Genomic DNA, 19,950 nt, shown 5'->3' on the forward strand with positions numbered 1-19,950 from the left:
CTATAGGTTAACGGCTAATTATTGGCGAACTCCCAAGCCGACCACTCATTCTAAGTCCATCTTTCATATTCATCCCCATCAACATGAGGTTGATTGCCCCAGCAAACAATTCTAGGCATTGCACCATATAGAATTGGGTATCAAAGCTACCTGCCGATGCCCAGCGATCAAGAACAATTGCGCATGGAACCAACACAACTATTCCATTCACACCAACAAAAGGCATTCTCTTCTTCTTTCTTTCAACAAGTTTTCCATTCCTAGATTTCGACAAGACAAACCCACTACCACCTGTTAATGCGATAGAAGGTACGAGAATAAACAATCCAGGCCACACAATTAGGCTTTTCACAATAACGATAGACTCAGCAGCCCCTATAAGTTCTACAATGATCGTTGATGAAAAAAACAAAGCTATACATGCCATGGCAATAACGGCGGATATTCGATGAATTATTAAGATCATGATGCTCTCCAGAGGAAAAGTTGGTAACATATTGTCATTGTGTGCGCGAAAGTCCAAATTGTCAACATGCTGTCATTACTTGTAGGATTACAAATGAAGGTATCTCATAAAGGCCAAGTATTTACTAAAATTGTTCTTGAAGTGTTTAAGCTGGGAGGCTTCTTAATACGTGAAGGTGACCAGATGGGGCTGGAATATGGGGTTACGAGTGCCCGATGGAAAATTTTGGGTGCACTTTACATAGCTGGTGAACCGCAAACCGCTTCGCAAATAGCCAGAAGAATGGGACTGACACGACAGGCGGTACAACGACTAGTTGATGCGATGCACAAAGATGGTTTCTTGTTATTTCATCAAAACCCCGACCATAAACGTGCAAAGCTGATAAGCCTTTCAGATTATGGAAACGAAATATATTTAAAACTGTATGAAGAGCAATCAGGGTGGGCAACTTCCTGTTCAGCAGGCATCACTCAAGAAGAACTTAAAACGACACTGTCTGTTCTTAAACGCATTTCAAACAATATTGATTAACAACGCCACACTGACAAAACTTGAACGTGAATGAGTGCTTAGCCAAAAAGCCCTGAACGGGCTGAGTACTGCAATTCCTTAGAGTTACAAAAGTTCAATCCTACTACCCGCTGCTACACGGCCTAGCTTAATTGGCTGGAGGAATATTCCAAAATTCACCTTCCCGAATTTGGCAACCGTTTTTAAGAGCCTAGGTTCCGCAGAGCCATTGTTACCATGCGGCAACGCTCAGTCTGCTTGGTAGGCTTAAACAAAACACCACCAACTTTAAATGGTATCGCTTTTTAGAATATCTAAAGAAAGAAACTCAGATGCAATTACCAAGTTCGGTCTAAACCTAGTCGATGTAAGTGCTGCGACGTATTTTTCGTTTAGCCCGTCCAGATCTGCCGTTGTGATTAAATGAACCTGACCGTCATCCATATACGGTATCTTAAATTCAGATTTAACTTGAAGATAAGCTCTCAATAACTCACTTAAGAAGCAGTCTAGTTCTTCGCTTGGAATGATATACTTACTGCCCACTTAGGATACCACGCATAAACTTGAACTATCTCGCTCAACTCATACATCAGTGATATCGTCGAGTCTAAAGAAGCGCTGAGTTTTTTGCCACTTGCAATCTTTCCGTCTTGGACATAAATTGCGAACTGCCTATCGCCACTCAATCCCCGGCATCTACATCGCAAGAATCAACAACAATTCCAGAAGTCGACTTGATCGGATAACAGAAAATTTCACTAGCGTGCCTATTTTCATATAAGAATTCTAACGCTTAAGGCAGGCGCGCGTATTTTTGCCTCGCCTGTCTTTGATTGTTAGAGTTTGACTCGATTACAGATTTCACTTCAGCCAATGACTCTACTGAGTGAGCCGGCGCCTCTATATTATTCGGCCATGAATGAAAGCCCTTCAGCCATATAGTTTGCATTCCTGCTTTCCGAGCACCAACTATATCATTTATTGGGTGATCTCCGACATACCAGCATTGTTCAGGTATGAACCCGGCATCAAAAACTGAATGGGTAAATATCTTACTATTAGGTTTACTAATGCCAGCTGCCTCAGAACTAACTAGCTGATTAATATAGTGATAGGCAGATAAACTTTTGGCCGTAGCCATTCGAGAACCGTCCGCACCATTAGATATTATTCCGAGATGATACCCTTCTTGAGCTAAGTGAGTTAGCGTTTCATTTGCACCGTTCATTGGAATAGCGCATTTAGGGAAACAGTGTATCCAGTGATCTCGAATATCTTCAACCGATACTTTAGAACTATGGATAATTTCTTTGTGAAGTTCATGTGATACAGCATCTTTGATGCTTTTGTAAGATGAACCTGCTGGCAAGTAACCACCATTGTCCTGTGAAAAAATGATATTCGAAATTTCTACTGGACTAACATCCACTAGCTCTTCGGAATATCTTTCGAAGAACCTTTCTGAGTATGCCAAAATGCTTTTATTTCTATGAACAAGAGTATTATCGAGATCAAAAAATACAGCTTTACTCATAGTTCTCCTAAAAACTCGAACGCCCATATATTCAGCGAGTTGGCGAGTCCGAAGCCCACCGCGTATGCGGTTTTCCTTGGGCTTGAACAACAATTTTTTATTATGAGATTCAATGTTACCATTTGGAAAAGTCATGATGTACAAATGAAGGAGACAATGAATTGCTGGCACCATCAAATTTTTCACCACAATAGGGACAATAAAGTACTTTTATTGCTACTGTCTCGATAGTCTGGCCTTCTTCTTCTAAATGGTGATTTTCCTGTAGGTCTATTTCTGTTGCCACTCTATTCAAACTCAGCACAAAGTAACCTTCGGCTTGTTCATACCAAGCCTCTGCCAATTTCATATTTTCGCAGCGATGAAGATCTTTCATTCACTCAAATCCTAATAGCTCATAATGCTTGCAGCAGTTGCGCGGTTTTTCGCGTCGACTGCCTTTGATTGTTATATTTCGACGTACTCGCTTTTGATTAGACCAAAGCACTTAAGATCATGAAACTGGTTTTTCCAGTATCCACTTTGCCGTCTAAGTCCCTCTTCCTTGAACCCTAGCTTCAACAAAACCGCCTCAGATCCGAAGTTTCCCGGTATTGTGTCTGCTTCAACTCGATTAATCATGTTACAAGGAAGTTTCCCTGAAAACGCAGACTTCAATACTATGCTTACAGCCTCCGTCATTATTCCTTGGCCCCAAAATACTGGTAACAAGTCATAACCAATGACTCCTGATTTCATATTCTTACTCCATGAATTGAAACCACAAGTCCCTACAAACTTTTCAGTTTCTTTTAGCCTTATTCCCCAGCGAATACCAGTTCCGGCTTCAAACCGTTCCTTCATTCGGTTTATAAATATTTCAGCTTGTAGGTCATCTCTGAATTCTTCGAAATCATAGAATTGGATGACCTTTGGATCGGAAAATAATTCAAAGATAGACGCGACATCATTGGTCGTAAGTTGTGTCAGCCTTAACCGCTCAGTCTCTAAATTTGGAAAGTCCAATCTAGTCTCCCAAAGAAATATAACATTTTATTCAACGTCCCAGAGACGTATATACCCGAAAGACGCTTTATACTGAGCGTTCTTCTTAATTTTTTTTTATAGTCCAGTCATACTGTAGCTTTCCATTAATCTTGTCAATTTCACAACATTAAAAAGCGTCGTACAGACATATAAATGTGAATAAAGGTCTCAACAACCCATTTTTTTTAAGAAGTTGGATGTTTTTGTAGCCTGCCCTTAAAACTATTATTTCGCGCTAAAACGTCGCTGCGATGTACATGCCGGGTGAACAGGTCGAGGAGACTCAAAATCGAGGGATTCTCTGTGTTTATGTTTTTGGCTACGGACTGCGGGTTAAAAGCAAAAAACGGTACCGTGGTTAGCCCCTAGGCTCGCAATTAGCCTTGATCGGGAATCTGAGGCATGGATGCCGAAGCTTAGCGGGGCATGGACGCACGAACAGCGACCGAGTAAGGGTGATTGGGAGACTGGGGGCGGTTTTTGGCTGTGGGCTGCGGGCTTCGTGTTTAAAAAACTAAAAAAGTACCGTGGTTAGCCCCTAGGCTCGCAATTAGCCTTGATCGGGAATCTGAGGCATGGATGCCGAAGCTTAGCGGCGCACGGATGCGCGAACAGCGACCGAGCAAGGGTGATTGGGAGACTGGGTGCGGTTTTTCGCTGAGGACGGTTTTTGGCTTCGGGCTACTAGCTACGGGTTAAAAACAAAAAAACGGTGCCTAGGCACAGCGGGTCATAACTGTTCGGCTGCTGTGTAGTTCATTTTGATATTAAACACTTTCACTGCCTGCCTTTATACTGCGGTCATTCTATTAAGGAGCGAATGATGAAAATTGCAAATAGTGTCACAGATTTAATCGGCAATACGCCTTTGGTTAAGCTAAACCGTTTAACGGAAGGCTGCAAAGCAACCGTAGTGGTTAAACTTGAATTTTTTAACCCGGGTAAATCTGTTAAAGACCGTATTGGCGCTGCTATGATTGCCGATGCTGAAGCCAGCGGCGCTTTGAAAGCGGGCATGACCATTGTAGAGCCAACTTCAGGTAATACCGGCATCGCGCTCGCGATGGTCGCTGCATCGAAAGGTTATAAGTGCATACTGACCATGCCAGAAACCATGTCGAAAGAACGTCGCATGTTGTTAAAAGCCTATGGCGCAGAGTTAGTACTCACTCCTGGCCCTGACGGTATGGGTGGTGCCATTGCTAAAGCAAATGAAATTGCCAGCGCAGACCCAAGTGCCTTTTTTGTGCCACAACAATTTGAGAACCCAGCCAACCCAGAAATTCATGCAACAACAACCGCAGAAGAAATATGGAACGACACCGACGGCACGGCCGATATTTTAGTGGCAGGCGTTGGCACAGGCGGCACCATTACAGGGGTAGCCAGAACTTTAAAAGCGAAGAACCCAAACTTCAAAGCGATTGCCGTTGAACCTACAGCATCACCGGTTATTTCTGGTGGCGCAAAAGGGCCACACCCAATACAAGGTATTGGCGCTGGCTTTATTCCAAAGAACTTAGACGTCAGCTTACTAGATGAAACGATTCAGGTAAGTAACGAAGATGCCTTTGCCACAGCACGAGCCATGGCTAGCAAAGAAGGTTTACTCGTGGGCATTTCGTCCGGTGCAGCTGTTTGGAGCGCATTAGAAGTCGCCAAACGCGAAGAGAACGCTGGGAAATTAATAGTCGTTATTATTCCATCTTTTGGCGAACGTTATTTATCGACGCCGTTGTTTGCTGACTTGGTTGATTAAACACTATCACACTGGGTGCTCTTATTAGCTTACTGTTAATGAGCACCTTTAATTTTCCTTCTTTTCCTGTTTACCCTTTTACTTTGCCACACCAAATAAATTAAAACCAAAAATATTTCACAAAAACTAACTCACTGATCACACCTAAATTTGAACTACGTCGCAAATATTAAAAAAGTACTATTTTTTTATCAATGAGTCTCTTTAGACAAAATGCACTAAATCAAAGCCAAAGTGTAAGTTAATTCGACACTCGACAAGTTGTCCAAAACTCCATATCCATCATTTTTCTTTAAAACACAGATATATCCAAGTTTTCTCTTTTATTATCAAGTGTCGATTTTTTTTACTAACGCTCAGAAACCTGTCTTTTTTCTTTCAAGTGATCTTTCTAAGGGTGTTAGTTATTTCAATGCTCTGCTGATAAAGTCCCGTGTTGAAAAATTTATCTAGGATAGATCACACATGAAATATTTAGCCCCCTCGACAATATTAATCACCACTTTACTCTCTGGTACTGTCACCGCCGCAATCATTGATATTCAAGAGCTGGCTCTATTTAACTATTCTGATTCAATCGGCACTGTTCTCGAACACGATGAAATTGGTTATGACTATTCAGATTTCAGTGATTATGGTTTAACCGTCGAATTCGAAAACAACCTAGATAGCAACAACTTAGGTTCATTCGCATGGACAGTCACAAATAACGGATCTGAATCGATACTTGGTATGCATTCATCGGTTTTTTGGGATGCCGAGCTAAGCCAATACGATAATTCATTCACCAATGAGTCTGGAGAGTATGTCGGCAATACGGAAGCCGTTAGCTGGGAAATTGACGAGCCTGGCAATACCTCGGGAGACCTAATCTGGAACATGCTCGACTACGCAAAAGGTGATAACACCAATGCACTGGAAGGTACTGAAGATGATGTTGCCTTCTCATTAGGCTTTTTTCTAGAAAAATTAGACACCGGTGAATTTTTCGAGCTGACCTTTCAGGTAAGTGAATCAAACATTGGCGGACTCCGTCATTTTGATGAGAACAGCAATGAAGAATATTTTTTCAACGGATTTTTAACTTATTTTTCAAATGTTGATGTCGCTGCGCCTAATGAAGTACCCGAGCCTGCATCTTTAGCGCTATTTCTACTTGGCATAGCCGCTCTTTACCGTGTGCGTCGAACTTCAAACTAGCATTGTGTTACGGGTATTCACTACTTAAATCGGGATGTTTCAAAAGGAGCTTTTTATGACACCCAAAAAAATATTTGCCAAACTTTCTCGCCTGTCATTGCTGATGTTGATGTCTATACCAACATTGGTTTTTTCTGCTACAGAAGTTGACAACGGGCTTAGTTGGTTAGAACAGCAAATAGATGGTGTTGGCTTCTATGCAACGACCAATGAACTGGTCTCCCCGATAGATTCTACCTACGCAACAATGGTGTCGTTAGACAATAATTTAAAACCGCTAGAGAGCTCAAGCATTCAGATTTTTGTAGATACTAGTGCCAGCGATACCATTAATTTAGCTAACGCTATTTCCATTAAAATTCGAGCGGGTCTTGATGTAAGCGAGCAAGTCAACACAGTGTTACAACGCCAGAATTACGATGGTGGCTTTGGTAGCGGCCCTAACTCTGAGTCTACCGTTATCGACACTGCTCACGCAGTTACAGCGTTGCTTGTCTCAGGTAATATTGATAACAACGCTTTAAATCAAGGCTTAAGCTTCCTAATTTCAATGCAAGGGTCAGATGGTGCATGGCGATACAGTGACGGTATTCCGTCAGTATATCTAACCGCATCTGTGACAAAAACCTTATGGATGGCTCGCGGATTAACACAACAAGATGCGACCACCGCCGTCTTTCAAGCTAGGCAATACATTTTATCCCAAGTAAACGGCTCTACAGGTTTATGGTCAGATATAGCAACCAGCGCTACCGCCATCAATGCTATTTTTCCGACCTATCCTGATCCATTGACGATGACTCCTTATTTATCACGCTTAAAGCAACAACAAAGTTCTGACGGCAGTTGGGCAGGCAAGGTGTATGAAACGGCATTGGCCATTCAAGCGTTAAACGCCGATGCTGCTGATGCGATATTATCAACCGTACCGACGGTTATTCTGGGTAATATTGTCGACAGAGACAGCTCCGTATCCATTCAAAGCTTTAATGCAATACTTGAGTCCGCACTCAATACTTATAATTTAGATGGAACCGATGGAGACTTTATATTTAATAATATAGAAGGCGGAAGCTATAACTTAGTTGTAAGCGCTGAAGGCTATGAACAAAAAATAGTTTCAGATATTACGGTGGTTCCAAACACAACCCGTACCCTGGCGGTAGTTCAAATGAGCGCCGTTCCCACTTCTGCAATACTGTTGGGTAAGGTTCTCGACTCCACATCCAATGCGGCTATAAGCGGTGCTAAGGTTACTATTTCGGGTGCGCATAATACGGAAGTGCTGACTGATGCTAATGGGTATTATCAAATACCAAATATTGTACCAGGCGCTTTATCTATTCGAGTAAATCGTGAAGGCTATCAAGTAGTATCTGCGCAAGCCGAAGCCGTAGCAGGCCGCACGCTTAGCTTTAACCCATCATTGAAACCTAATAGTAATCCAGGTGCAGACCCCTTAGCGGGAACACCTTCTACATCTAGTGTGCTTTTTAATGTTGTTGATGTGCATGGAGACCCCGTTAAGTATGCCGCGGTTCGTGGCGATTTTAGCGGCAACTCTGAGTCAATCTATCTGTCAACAGGCGGTTATGGCCATGTATCCAAAGTGTTCGATGTCAAAGGCAATTTAACCTTTACTGTTTCAAAAGTTGGATACAACGTTGTTGCGAGTCAAGTTTCCATTGTTATGGGCCATAACTTCAACCTTAATGTCGTGTTGCAACCTGCAGGGGCTGATGAGGTTGGGACAGTAGATGACTCACATGAACCACAAGAAAACTTGCCGACGAACTCAGAGTTTATCATTACCGTCCTTGACCGGAATAGTGGGAGCCCTATCGAAGGCTCTTCGGTTTCAGTGAGTGGTTCTCAATCGTTATCTTCAATAACCAATGCAACTGGCCTTGTGGCTTTTTATCAGTTTGGAACTGAAACAGTCCACATCTCTGTTGAAAGGGATGGCTACTTAACTGAATCGGGAAATGTAGAATTATTTGCCGGTAACCGTTCAGCTCTGCAAGTAGAATTGCTACAAGATGATGCCGTTGATACTCGAACATCGACCCTCACGGCCCTACTCTTAAGCGAATCCACTCAACAACCTGTATTGGGTGCAACAGCAGAACTTGTGGATAGCCTTGATGCTCCTCTCTATGTTTGGAGCTCCGCATCTGAACACGAAATACTTCTTGATGGGTTGATTCCCGGTACCTATAACTTAAATATTTCTGCACCAGACTATTTTGATTTTGTACGCCCAATACAAGTTACGCCTGGGTCTAATGTTGCGCTTGGGGATATCTTATTAGAAGAACAATTACCTAGCCCTAAGCTATTCGGCCGTATTATTGATTCAACGACACTAGCGCCTTTATCAGGTGCACTCATCGCGAGCCAAGTCAGTCAACAAACGGCAATCACCGATGAGTATGGTCACTATGTACTGGAAAACTTAGCCTTAGGTGAGCAATCAATCATCGTTGCGGCTTCTGGTTATGCGCGGCAATCACATTTAATTCAATTAGACCGCCCTATCGCGCATCAGTTCGATGTTGGGTTAGCGCTCTCTACTGGTGTTGGCGTCTCTATAGACCGTTCAGATTTGGAATTTTTAGAATTTGGTGCTTATCAAGAAGTAATTGAAAATGTTGTCTTAGTAAATAACACCGCGACCGACAAGTTTGTACATCTCGAATTTAATTTGTTTAACCAAGACAATGAAATGATGATCTATACACGCGGGTTAGATGAAGCGGGCAATGTAGTACAAGCCACCGGTATTAAGGTGCCTGCAAATAGCTCAGTCACCTCTCAGCTCCGTTGGGAGTCTCAAAACCTTTTAGCTGATACTTATCAGGCAGCCTATCGTTTATTGACGGCGAATTCTGGCGTCGGTCCGAATAGCTTGGTGTTACATGAGGTATTTAAAGACGTTGTCATTGAAGCAACCCACAATATCCAAACAAGTAACCTACTGCATGTCGGAAATACATTAGATGTTGGTGAGCTCACACTTTTTGAGCCCACCATTGAGCTAACCAATGGATCAAACACAGATGGCAACCTGACCGTTTACTATCAAATCATAAATCCGAGCGGTTCTATCATTGCTAAATCTGAGTTGTTGAGGGACGAATGGCATCCAAACACGCAAAACCTAACACTCGATTTGCCGCCAATGGAAGTCTTGATACTGAGTGAAGGCAGTCATCAACTGGAAGTCGTATCAACGCTTTATGGCACTCAACATAAGGTGATGAGTGAACCGCTATTAGCATCACCTTCAATTCGTATAGACGTAACACAATCTTTGAGTGACGACCTTGTCTACCCAAATCAAGAAAAGGCAATCACGGTTAATATTCAGTTAGAAGGAAAGGAGTACTTCGGTGAATAATTCTCAACGTAATACAGCAATAACGACCCTTGCACTAGCGACGACACCAATGTTGAGTCTCGCCAATGACGTACTGGGTAAAGATTTTACAATAGCGTTCCCGACTAACTACGAAGGCTCAGGCATTCCGACGCTGTTTTTCTCAGCGCAAGAAAACACAGAAGTAAAAGTGACCATCCCAGGCTTAGCCATTGAAGAAACGCTACAGGTGTTAGCGGGGGAAGTCGGCACGCTCGCTTTACCGCAAGCGGCAAACCGCTTGGGTTCGGGTGAGATTAAAGATTTAGGCGTGTTTGTTGAATCCTCTCAAGATATTTCTGTCTATGGCATGAATGAGGTGAGGTTCACCACCGACGGTTTTACCGCATTACCAAACGATGTACTGGGTCGTGAGTATTATATTCTAAGCTACTACCCTCTTAATCGAAATAATTGGCGATTAGATTCAGAACTTGTCATTGTTGCAACCGAGGACAACACCCAAGTTCAAATAATTCCAAGTGTTGACATCAACTCAAGCTTTTTAGCTCATGAAGTTCAACAGATCACCTTAAATAAAGGTCAAACCTTTCAGCTTGGTTCGTACGAAGAAGACGTATCGGGCACTTTTATTCGCGCTTCTTTACCGATTGGCGTATACGGTGCACACGAGTGTGCCGACGTCCCTTCTCGAGATAGCCGAATTGGTTGGTGTGACTACTTAGTAGAGACCATGATTCCGGTGAATAACTGGGGCTATCATTATGATCTTATTCCACTTGCAACACGCCTTTCAGGAGATGTATTTCGTGTAATGGCGTCTGAAGATAACACGCCTGTCGATGTGAACGGACAGGTCGTGGCGATATTAGCAGCAGGTGAATTTTATGAGGCCGTTATCAACGGCCCTATGTCAGTGGCATCGAGCAAACCTATTATGGTTGCGCAATATGCGATGGGGCAAGGCGCAGATAACATCAATGCCGATCCATTCATGATGAACATTGTTCCGTTTGAACAGTTTTTAAGTGAATATTTATTTACGACACCTGCGGATGGTTTTGTAAATAACTTTGTTAACGTTGTCGTTGAGGCTGGAACCAATCTTTTACTTGATGGTAATTTAGTAGATATATCAAACTTCAACGAGATTCCGGGTAGTAACTATATTGGTGGCCAACTCTCACTGAGTATTGGCCAGCATGCTATGGTCGCAGATAAACCATTTGGTGCTTATGTCTATGGTTTTAATGCTTACGACTCTTATGGCTACCCCGCTGGTCAAGCCTTCGCGGATATTTCACCACGCGTCGATACTTATGCTCCCAATATCAGTTCATTACGACACATCGGCCATCAAATGGCAGGTTACGTATCGGATAATGAAGACCTTAACGCCAATGGCATTCTAGACCTAGGTGAAGACTTAAATGGAAACGGCCTAATTGACGGGCGCAGTGAAGATGCAAATTTCAATAATGTTTTGGACCCCGGTGAAGATCTAAATGGCAACGGTGTACTCGATAAAGATGTTGGTTTCGTTACCTTAAAACTTGCTGACGGCTCACAAAATGTTGAACTCGATATTCGTTCCGTGACCAGCTCACGCTATCCTTTATTCGCGTTTGGCGTTAAAACAATAGATCCTAGATTACCAGGGTCTGCAACACTTATCGCCGAAGATCTTTTTGGCAACCAAACGAGCATTCCAGTTGAAGTGCCCTCTGAGTCTGCACTTGTCGATGTTAAAGTCGTTAGTGTGGTCAACGGTGATCGCGTTGTCGTTAATGAAGCTAGTTTTTCAAAAGTTCCTGACAGTATCGTGTCGACTCCAGATGATGTAACCATTACATGGTCGTTTGATAAACTGTTATCCAGTGAGCTTCAAGCGTTTGATTTTGACGTAGCATTGTTAGCACCAAGAGAAGGTGAGCAACGCATCGTAACTAAGTCACTAACCCTTTCTTATTTAAACAAGCCGCACAGCGCTAGAAAGGTCAAAACACTGGGGCCACAGTCAGTTTTGGTGGCTTCATCGGCGTTCGCGCTGAATTTAACAGCCAACACCAATAATGTGGGACCTAATAGCGACATAATCATTACTTCGCAAATTGAAAACTTGTCAGACACTCTATTTGATGCCGAGCTGCAATTAGAAATTATAGGACCCAATGGAGAATCTTTAGCGGCGACTGTGATCGATGTACCCCAACTAGATGGCGGTGCCACAACCAACATTAATTGGGATTGGAATTCCGCAGGCCAATTTGCGGGTGAATATACGGCGAAGGCAACATTGCTACGCGAAGATCAAATTGTTAATGAAACAAATTATCTTTTCCAAGTAGTACGCGGAACCGATGTTCTTTACCCCCTAGATATTGATGCCGCTATTGGTTTGAACGCCGGAAACGGCATCATCATAGAACAGGTTGATTTTAGTGCTACAGATATCGTCCCGGTTTCAGTCCAGATCAATAACGTAACTCAAAATGAAATATTTGGTGGTGGCCGATCTGTTGTGCAATTGGTTAATTCAACTGGCCAAATTATGGAGTCTCATGAAAAGGCATTGAGTTCTGTCGCACCGGGCGAGTCACTGACGATTAACCAAAGCTTTCAACTTGACGATATAGCAACCGGTGTCTACACCGTTTGGATTTATCTTTACGATGCAGACGATAACTTAGCTGGTGTGAGTAGCTATACAATCAATATTTTAGAGAACAGCAACTCAGTCGTTACGGGCTCGGTCAGTGCACAGCACCCGGAGCTTCTCAGAGGTGATGATCAAACTTGTCATGAGACTTTTGTAAACTCAAGTGTTCGAGACCAAGCCAATGTTGAAATAACATCGAATATTTTGGATGTTACGAATCAAGTATTAACAGATTCGGGAATCAAGCTGATCACCATACCCGCGCTTGATGAAATCAACGAAGCCTATATAGGCTCAACCGCCGCCGGGCTGAGTACAGGGCAATTCGCTTGTGTCGTTAAGACGACTAATGCAGGTATAGATAAAACCTTAGGCTTAGCACTATTCGATGTCTATAACTTAATCGCGGTACCCGGAAATGCGCAAACACTCGAAGTAGGCGATACGCTGACACTCGATGCGACAGGCAGTCGAGAATCCGACGGATTATCACTCACTTACCAATGGACACTAATTGATAAACCAGACAATTCATTAATTGAAATTACGGATGAGGTAGATCCCATTCAATCTTTCCTAATTGATCAACAGGGAACCTATAACTTTGAACTTTCAGTTAATAACGGAACAGAAGAAAGTTTACCTAAGTTAGTGAGCATCACAGTAACCAACAGATTACCGAATGTTGATGCCGGCCCAGATCAATTGATTACATTGATGCAGAACGTGCAGCTAAATGGTTTAAACACCACCGACGATGACAACGATTTACTAGAGTTTGCTTGGTCTTTTGTTTCAAAACCAGAAGGCAGCAGCGCCCAACTAGTTGAGCCCGATACCGGTTCGCCATCTTTTGAGGTAGACGTAGAAGGTGTCTACATTGCGGAGCTAACCGTAACCGATGACGCTGGCGGAGTCGCCAAAGATCAAGTGATCTTGAGCGCTGGAAATCTAGCGCCAGTAGCCGATGCTGGAGCAACTCTGTCGGGTCAAGTCGGCGACCGTGTCACCCTGGATGGCTCATCAAGTTTTGACGTGAATGGCGACCAGTTATTTTATGACTGGCAGATGATTAGTCGACCGCCTACAAGTACGGCCAAATTGATCAACGGTAAGTCAGCTCGGCCCTTCTTCGATATCGATGTACAAGGCGATTATATTTTCGAGCTTATCGTTAGCGATGGCGCAATGAACAGTGATGCAGATAGAACAACGGTCACCGTTGGCAATGTGCCTCCCGTCGCGAACGCCGGCCCTGATGGCAGCTTAGTTCGCTACAGCAACAATTACTTAGATGGTAATGAGTCGTTCGATGCTGACGGCGATGCCCTGCAGTATCAATGGAGTATTATCAGCACACCGCGTTATTGGTATCGCCCTACATTATACGAAGCCAATACAGCGACGCCTTATTTTAGCCCAAGCTACGACGGTGACTATGTCATCCAGCTTCGAGTGTATGACGGCACTGTGTGGAGCAACGCGGATACAGTGACCTATACAACAGCCAACGTTGCGCCGAGTGTAGATGCTTATTTAGATACCTACCAAACTATTTATTCGGGTGACCGTGTCGATATCAGCGCATATACCTACGACAACAACGGTGACAGCGTATCAGTAAAATGGGAGCTCATTGAAAAGCCAGAGGGCAGCTTAGCCGTTATTGAAGACCCAGAGTACCGATACACATCTTTCATTGCCGATGAGCCTGGTGACTACATTGCTCAAGTTACGGCGAGTGATGGCGAGCTACAAGATGTAGACACCGTTTATATTTATGGAGCCGAAGCCTGTATCAACAATTTGGACATTCGCCCGAAATCCGGCAAGGTGCAATTAACTTGGGAATACAGTGATGACACCACCTGGGTTGATATTTATCGCTCAACAAATTTTGAAGGCCCCTATGAATGGGTGGGCGATACCAACAACACTTACTCCGTTTACATAGACGAAGCGGTTACCAATGGTACCCAATACTACTACCGATTTGAACGAGAATTCTTTTCAGATGATTATGGTGAGTATGGTGGTTATGAACCTCATTTCAGCGACGAGCTCTATTTTGGCGACTACGGCGACTATGGAGATTACGGTGACTATGGTGACGGTGATTACTATTTTTACCGCAGCTGTGAATCTCAGATCATTTCGAGCATTCCCGATCGACGCGTTCTCTACAACTTAGTGCCCGATCTTCGCGGCTTAACTGTCGAAGAGGCAGAAGCCGCAGCAGCGATTGACAGCTTTACTATTGGCGAAGTTATCTTTGTTCGCACCAACGCAGTCGAAGCAGGTCGAGTTATACAGCAAGATTCACCAAGAAACAGCCGGTTACCTCGCGGCAGCCAAATTAACCTATACATCGCTACTTGGTAGTTTACGGAAGGCAGGCCTTCAACAGCCTGTCGATTTAAAGGAAATATAAAAAATGAACGTTTCACTTTTTGACATCATTCGACACAAAATTGCCATTTGGGTTGTCTTTCCATTGTTATTGGTGCTATCTGTTGCGATGTATCAATACGCTTATTATTCGCCAGCTGCCGTGGCCATTGAACTTAACCAAGCGCAACTCAATAGTTTGCGCTATGGGCCCGCACTGGAAAAACAAACACCCCTTGATGAGTTGGGCACTACGCTACAGTCAGTCAAAGAACTCACCAACTTAACACTTTCCGGTGTTGATGATTACCAAGAAAGCAAAAAACTGTCGTTTGATGAAGTTTTACAATTCATGGGCGTTAAAACCGATTCAGGTATGAACTTAACTGAGCTTGAAACAAAGCTCGACCGGATTATTGAATTAGAAACGGTCGCGCTTGATTCTTTTAATGACATGCATGAGTACTTAATTGAAATAGATGCCGACAGTGTCATCTTCGAACGACATGACGTCGCTGTTGAAAAGTTTATAACAGCGATGCAGCCCGTTAAAGATATTCGTAGCGCATTTAATACTGCAAGTAATTTAGATGAACAACAACGCCTATTAAACGAACTTGATGACTATTTAAGCACTCAACAATTTAAAAAGACGCACACCGCAGAAGATTTTGAAAATGGTTCTCTACCCTTTGGACCGCGCAACCTTCAAGCACGCGAACCGTTACTTGATTTATCTTCATTAGAATCAAGCCTGTATGACCCTGTAAACGTTGCTTCAAACTCTCTAACCCAAGATATATTACGCGGCCTCACAGCACCGTCGCCAGAGCCAAACGCAGAAGACTTAGCGGAAACCGAAGAAGCCCCACAAACGCAAGAAATTATCGACTTAGCTGAAAGCTTAAATAACGATCCTGTTGAGATTTACAACTGGGTTTATAACAACATTTATTCTATTCCTAGCTACGGTGCTATCCAAGGCGCACAGTACACCATGGACCTAAAAGCCGGTAACCCATTCGATACCTCCGCCCTACTACTGGCCCTGCTTCGCGCAGCCGGTACCCCAGCACGTTACGCATACGGCACCATCCAAGTACCTGTAGAGCAGGCAATGAACTGGGTGGGCGGCGCAGAAGTACCAGAAGCAGCAACCAACGTCATGTTACAAGGCGGTATTCCAACCGTTTTACAATCGTACAACGGCGAAATTACTCACGTAAAAATGGAACACATTTGGGTAGAAGCCTGGGTCGACTATGAACCAAGCCGAGGGCTAGTCAATAACGAAGGCGATCATTGGATACCGATGGATGCATCGTTTAAGCAGTATGATTTTGAAGCAGCTCAAGATCTTGAGATGCTTGTCCCATTTAACCCTGACTCATTGATCAATGGGTTGATGGCCAATACCAACACTAATGACAATTCATTTGCGGTATCCGGCATAGACCATGATTTAATTGAGCAAGCTTATCAAGATTACATGACTCAATTAGAATATGAAATTAGTCAACAATCACCTGACGCTACTGCTGCAGATATTCTCGGTGTAATGGAAATACCTATTAAACAAAGAGCTCCACTTAGCGCAGGACTACCCTACCATGTCATAGATAGATCTACGCAATTTCAGAATATTCCTGATAGCTTTAAACATAAATTTCGAGTTCGCTTAGACTATAACTCATGGGGAAGTACAGCGATTGATGAAACATTTAATACCGTTACACTTGCTGGAAAGGATATAAGCCTAAATTTTAGACCCGCATCGCAAAGTGATTTAGATTTAATGGCTAGCTATCTTCCAGATTGGCAACCAGGCCAAGCTGTAGATTTAGATAGTTTCCCAGATACTTTGCCAGGCTATTTAATCCATATGAATCCCGAATTATTAATAGCTGATGAAGAAATCTTGGCTACCGGTAGTACGCCAATGGGTACGGAACTTTCTAGCACCTATATGCTTTATAACCCAGCGTTTGGTTGGTCAAATTCAAATAACAAACCAGTTGCAGGTGAGTACATTTCTATCATTTTAAACTTACAAGGTATCAGCTCATCTCATATGCAAGACATTAGTCAATCTGCAGAAAACTCTATACTAGAGCTTGATACTAATGGACTAACAAATATAACCAAACATGATTTGATTGGCCTTGAGACGAAGTCGAACATAACATCCTATATGGCTATGAATGACTTTATTGGCAATATTACTGCACAACAAAACGATATCATTCAATATAGATCACCAAGTTATGGACAATTTAACTCTTCAATTAGTACAACCTATTGGTTTGGCATTCCGCGCAATACTAATTATGGTGGGGTTGTTATGGATGTGGATAACCTCAGTACTATCTCAGCATCAAAAATCGGTGACAATGAAAAACTCTCAATATTTACTATGATGAGTGGGTATCGAGCCAGCCTATTAGAAAACTGGATACCAGAGCAATATTACAACGAGGCAGGGACTGAGGCTTTACAGGGAATGAGTGCCGCTAAAGCATTAAGCTTAGCCTCACAATCAGGCCAAACGCTATATACACTCGACAAAAGTAACATGGCAGAGCTGGGTAATATTACAATTGACTCAGATGCCCGCACAGAAATTCGTAACGCATTATTGTCCGGTAGTATAGTGACCGTGCATGCCACGCCGTTAACAGTAAACCGGTGGACAGGCAGTGGTTATGTTATACAGTCTCAAAATGGAAGTGCGGCTTATAAAATAAGTGGAGGTTTTAATGGTGGCTTCTTGGACACCGCGAAAAGAGGATTACAATCTGTAAGTGAATCATTGCAATCAGCCATTGATTATTTTGGTCCTGCATACGCTCTTTCGGGACCAATTCGAGCAGCTCTAGGAAAGCTTAAGCGATGGGTAGACAACTTTATTTTACTCATTGAGGCCGTACAAAACTGTGGTCCGGCGGGTCTTATCTTAGCGATACCTATTTTAATAGCGATGATGATTGGAATCGCCTTCATACTCAAATTTGTATCTGCCGTTGGCGGTGCAGTCTGCGCAGGGGTAGGTTTCGCCTCGGGCGGTGTAGGTGCTTTTGCTTGCATGGCAGTATGGTTTACCGTCGCGACAGTCGCAATCGCAGATATCATGTCATCCATGTTAGAGAATACTGCAAATTATATAAACAACAGCAATGGGCTACTTTGTAGTGCGGGAGCGCCTTAAGATGATATTCCGACTTATTAGTAATAAATCATTCGGCAGTATGCCTCAAACAGATCGCAAAAATTTTCTGAAGAAAAACATGCCAAAAATGGGCTTTGGCTTTATGTTTCCTAATGTGCTTATTTCTCTATTTTTGAGCATTCAAGGAACAAAGGTTTTGCAAAACACCCCTGTTTTTAGTGAGTATCGTGCAATAGTATTCTATATTCTATTTACACTTTTCCTATATTTTGGTTACCTACTCATCATAAATTTAGTTTCAACTAGTAGAATTCGAAATATAATTGACGAAAAGTAATAGGCAAAGTCGATTTTGCTATCTTACTGGTTGAAAGGTAGCAAAATCACAAAAAAATTTAGACTATCAGAATGATTATAGACTTATGACTCGATCTTCCTTCTTAGAACTTAATTAGAACTGAGGATTGCTACTCCATATAAATCAGGTTAGAAGCAAATATGAAGTGTTGTAATTGTGGCGTTAAGCTGCCGATATCAGGTGTGATATCTCCAAATTTGAAATGTAAAACTTGTGGAATCACTCAACGCATATCCTATAAATATACGCTGATCATGACATTGGCAATTATTATAACGTTAAATTTGCCATATTTAGCTCTATGGATAAAGCTGGTCTCTAGTATTTTAATTGGGATGTTGTACTTAATTTATGCTAGAACAGTTAAGCTTGAATAGCCAATATGATGAATATTTGCTAGCCATGATTCTCATATATTTTGTAATTTCCGCACTAATTACGCTACTAATCTGGATGAAATATTTTCGGGTTAGTTTTTTAAAGTTATTTATCAAAAGAAGAAAAACTGTAGCGCTACTAGGAGTAAATGAGATTGAATACGAACAACCAACAGAAAGGTATAACCTTATTTATATTTTCCCTGAGCTAGTAGTAAGTGCAAAGGGTGAAACTCAATCTATACGGCTTAGAAAAAACTACTCGACATCAATAATAAACCCGTTTGGAGCCGAAAGAGCGTCAAATGAGTTTACATGGAGAACCTTGAAGGTTGGTCAAGACATTGAATTAGTTTACTCCTAATTTTCTACTGAGCCTGTTTTTGTTAGGAATAACTAAATGGACGCTATGTACTGAACACCTCAAGTAATTGGAATTGCTTAATTTATGAGCAATTTTTGGGCATGGTAAAAATAATTGTACTACTGATATTTGCTTTAATCGCAATGACCAATTTCAACATCTCACTATTGTTAATGAGTAACGTACCTTCTGTTATTCAGCACTTAGGATTCTCAGCTTTAGTTACGCTATTTATTATGCTTTTTATTGGCCACAGTGTTGTCTACCGTACAACAAAAATATCTAGGGGTCTACCTGATACAAAAGAGCATTTGATAAGCTCTTTTGTATTCCCATTTTTGTTCACAATCCCTGCAGCATCAGATCTCCATACATTGACCGTGCTAATGCCTAGTGCTATCGCGACAATATTCCTAATTATTTTCGACCAGAAAATATGCACATTTTTTAACGATCACAGACACCCATATTATAGTAATATCGGCCGCAATGGAGAGACCTCAAATGCTATGTTCAATACTTTGCGATACCAGTATTGGTCTATGACCTTGCTATTACCTATAATACTGGTTGTAGCGCAGAATGTATGGAGCAGTCAATAGTTTTGCCTAAGCCTGAAATAAAAGACAAACAAAAGTCTATTTTTAAGAAAAAGATCCCAAAAGCCCATTTTTATGAAACGGGTGGATGGTGGAATATTGTGGCTATAACGGTTGTGATCGTCCTTATATATTTGGAATCTAAATTTGGTGGTTAAG

General features: G+C 42.4%; 13 protein-coding genes. 8 read left to right on the forward strand and 5 right to left on the reverse strand.

Going from position 1 to position 19,950, the window contains the following annotated elements:
• Positions 1-7 precede the first annotated feature (7 nt).
• Positions 8-466: a hypothetical protein gene (locus ACI882_RS05780; protein WP_411744598.1), complete on the reverse strand. Its 459-nt coding sequence runs from the start codon at positions 464-466 to the stop codon at positions 8-10.
• A gap of 93 nt (positions 467-559) precedes the next feature.
• Between ACI882_RS05780 and ACI882_RS05785 the strand changes: the two genes are divergently transcribed.
• Positions 560-1,000, forward strand: coding sequence for a MarR family winged helix-turn-helix transcriptional regulator (locus tag ACI882_RS05785; protein WP_411744597.1), 441 nt, complete (start codon positions 560-562; stop codon positions 998-1,000).
• 267 nt (positions 1,001-1,267) lie between these two features.
• Here the strand turns inward: ACI882_RS05785 and ACI882_RS05790 are convergent, their stop codons facing one another.
• The 4 genes from ACI882_RS05790 to ACI882_RS05805 all read right to left on the reverse strand — a co-directional run bounded on the left by ACI882_RS05790 (position 1,268) and on the right by ACI882_RS05805 (position 3,521).
• Positions 1,268-1,525, reverse strand: coding sequence for a hypothetical protein (locus ACI882_RS05790; protein WP_411744596.1), 258 nt, complete (start codon positions 1,523-1,525; stop codon positions 1,268-1,270).
• A 250-nt stretch (positions 1,526-1,775) separates the two neighbouring features.
• Positions 1,776-2,516, reverse strand: coding sequence for an HAD family hydrolase (locus ACI882_RS05795; RefSeq protein ID WP_411744595.1), 741 nt, complete (start codon positions 2,514-2,516; stop codon positions 1,776-1,778).
• Between the two features lie 115 nt (positions 2,517-2,631).
• Entirely contained in the window at positions 2,632-2,892 is a 261-nt protein-coding gene (locus tag ACI882_RS05800) for a YgiT-type zinc finger protein (protein WP_411744594.1), read from the reverse strand.
• A gap of 71 nt (positions 2,893-2,963) precedes the next feature.
• On the reverse strand, positions 2,964-3,521 hold the full coding sequence (locus ACI882_RS05805; protein ID WP_411744593.1) for a GNAT family N-acetyltransferase: 558 nt from the start codon (positions 3,519-3,521) through the stop codon (positions 2,964-2,966).
• Positions 3,522-4,362: 841 nt separating this feature from the next.
• Between ACI882_RS05805 and cysK the strand changes: the two genes are divergently transcribed.
• From cysK to ACI882_RS05840, 7 genes are all read left to right on the forward strand, one after another.
• On the forward strand, positions 4,363-5,301 hold the full coding sequence (gene cysK / locus ACI882_RS05810; RefSeq protein ID WP_411744592.1) for a cysteine synthase A: 939 nt from the start codon (positions 4,363-4,365) through the stop codon (positions 5,299-5,301).
• A 465-nt stretch (positions 5,302-5,766) separates the two neighbouring features.
• Positions 5,767-6,501, forward strand: a complete 735-nt coding sequence (locus tag ACI882_RS05815; RefSeq protein WP_411746302.1) for a PEP-CTERM sorting domain-containing protein — start codon at positions 5,767-5,769, stop codon at positions 6,499-6,501.
• Positions 6,502-6,556: 55 nt separating this feature from the next.
• Entirely contained in the window at positions 6,557-9,901 is a 3,345-nt protein-coding gene (locus tag ACI882_RS05820; RefSeq protein WP_411744775.1) for a carboxypeptidase regulatory-like domain-containing protein, read from the forward strand.
• Entirely contained in the window at positions 9,894-14,921 is a 5,028-nt protein-coding gene (locus tag ACI882_RS05825; RefSeq protein ID WP_411744776.1) for a PKD domain-containing protein, read from the forward strand. The genes ACI882_RS05820 and ACI882_RS05825 overlap by 8 nt, the downstream gene beginning before the upstream one ends.
• A gap of 52 nt (positions 14,922-14,973) precedes the next feature.
• Positions 14,974-18,132: a transglutaminase domain-containing protein gene (locus tag ACI882_RS05830; RefSeq protein WP_411744777.1), complete on the forward strand. Its 3,159-nt coding sequence runs from the start codon at positions 14,974-14,976 to the stop codon at positions 18,130-18,132.
• Positions 18,133-18,802: 670 nt separating this feature from the next.
• Complete coding sequence (locus tag ACI882_RS05835; RefSeq protein WP_411744778.1) at positions 18,803-19,192, forward strand: hypothetical protein; 390 nt, start codon at positions 18,803-18,805, stop codon at positions 19,190-19,192.
• A gap of 586 nt (positions 19,193-19,778) precedes the next feature.
• On the forward strand, positions 19,779-19,949 hold the full coding sequence (locus tag ACI882_RS05840) for a hypothetical protein (protein WP_411746301.1): 171 nt from the start codon (positions 19,779-19,781) through the stop codon (positions 19,947-19,949).
• The last annotated feature ends 1 nt before the right edge of the window (position 19,950 follow it).

It is taken from the genome of Reinekea sp. (assembly GCF_046710285.1).
Lineage (GTDB): Bacteria > Pseudomonadota > Gammaproteobacteria > Pseudomonadales > Natronospirillaceae > Reinekea.

What these genes read in the sequence shown, in the direction of transcription:
- ACI882_RS05780 (WP_411744598.1), bottom strand. Translation starts at nt 466, where the DNA reads ATGATCTTAATAATTCATCGAATATCCGCCGTTATTGCCATGGCATGT.
- ACI882_RS05785 (WP_411744597.1), top strand. Translation starts at nt 560, where the DNA reads ATGAAGGTATCTCATAAAGGCCAAGTATTTACTAAAATTGTTCTTGAA.
- ACI882_RS05795 (WP_411744595.1), bottom strand. Translation starts at nt 2,516, where the DNA reads ATGAGTAAAGCTGTATTTTTTGATCTCGATAATACTCTTGTTCATAGA.
- ACI882_RS05800 (WP_411744594.1), bottom strand. Translation starts at nt 2,892, where the DNA reads ATGAAAGATCTTCATCGCTGCGAAAATATGAAATTGGCAGAGGCTTGG.
- cysK (WP_411744592.1), top strand. Translation starts at nt 4,363, where the DNA reads ATGATGAAAATTGCAAATAGTGTCACAGATTTAATCGGCAATACGCCT.
- ACI882_RS05815 (WP_411746302.1), top strand. Translation starts at nt 5,767, where the DNA reads ATGAAATATTTAGCCCCCTCGACAATATTAATCACCACTTTACTCTCT.
- ACI882_RS05820 (WP_411744775.1), top strand. Translation starts at nt 6,557, where the DNA reads ATGACACCCAAAAAAATATTTGCCAAACTTTCTCGCCTGTCATTGCTG.
- ACI882_RS05830 (WP_411744777.1), top strand. Translation starts at nt 14,974, where the DNA reads ATGAACGTTTCACTTTTTGACATCATTCGACACAAAATTGCCATTTGG.
- ACI882_RS05835 (WP_411744778.1), top strand. Translation starts at nt 18,803, where the DNA reads ATGCTAGAACAGTTAAGCTTGAATAGCCAATATGATGAATATTTGCTA.
- ACI882_RS05840 (WP_411746301.1), top strand. Translation starts at nt 19,779, where the DNA reads ATGGAGCAGTCAATAGTTTTGCCTAAGCCTGAAATAAAAGACAAACAA.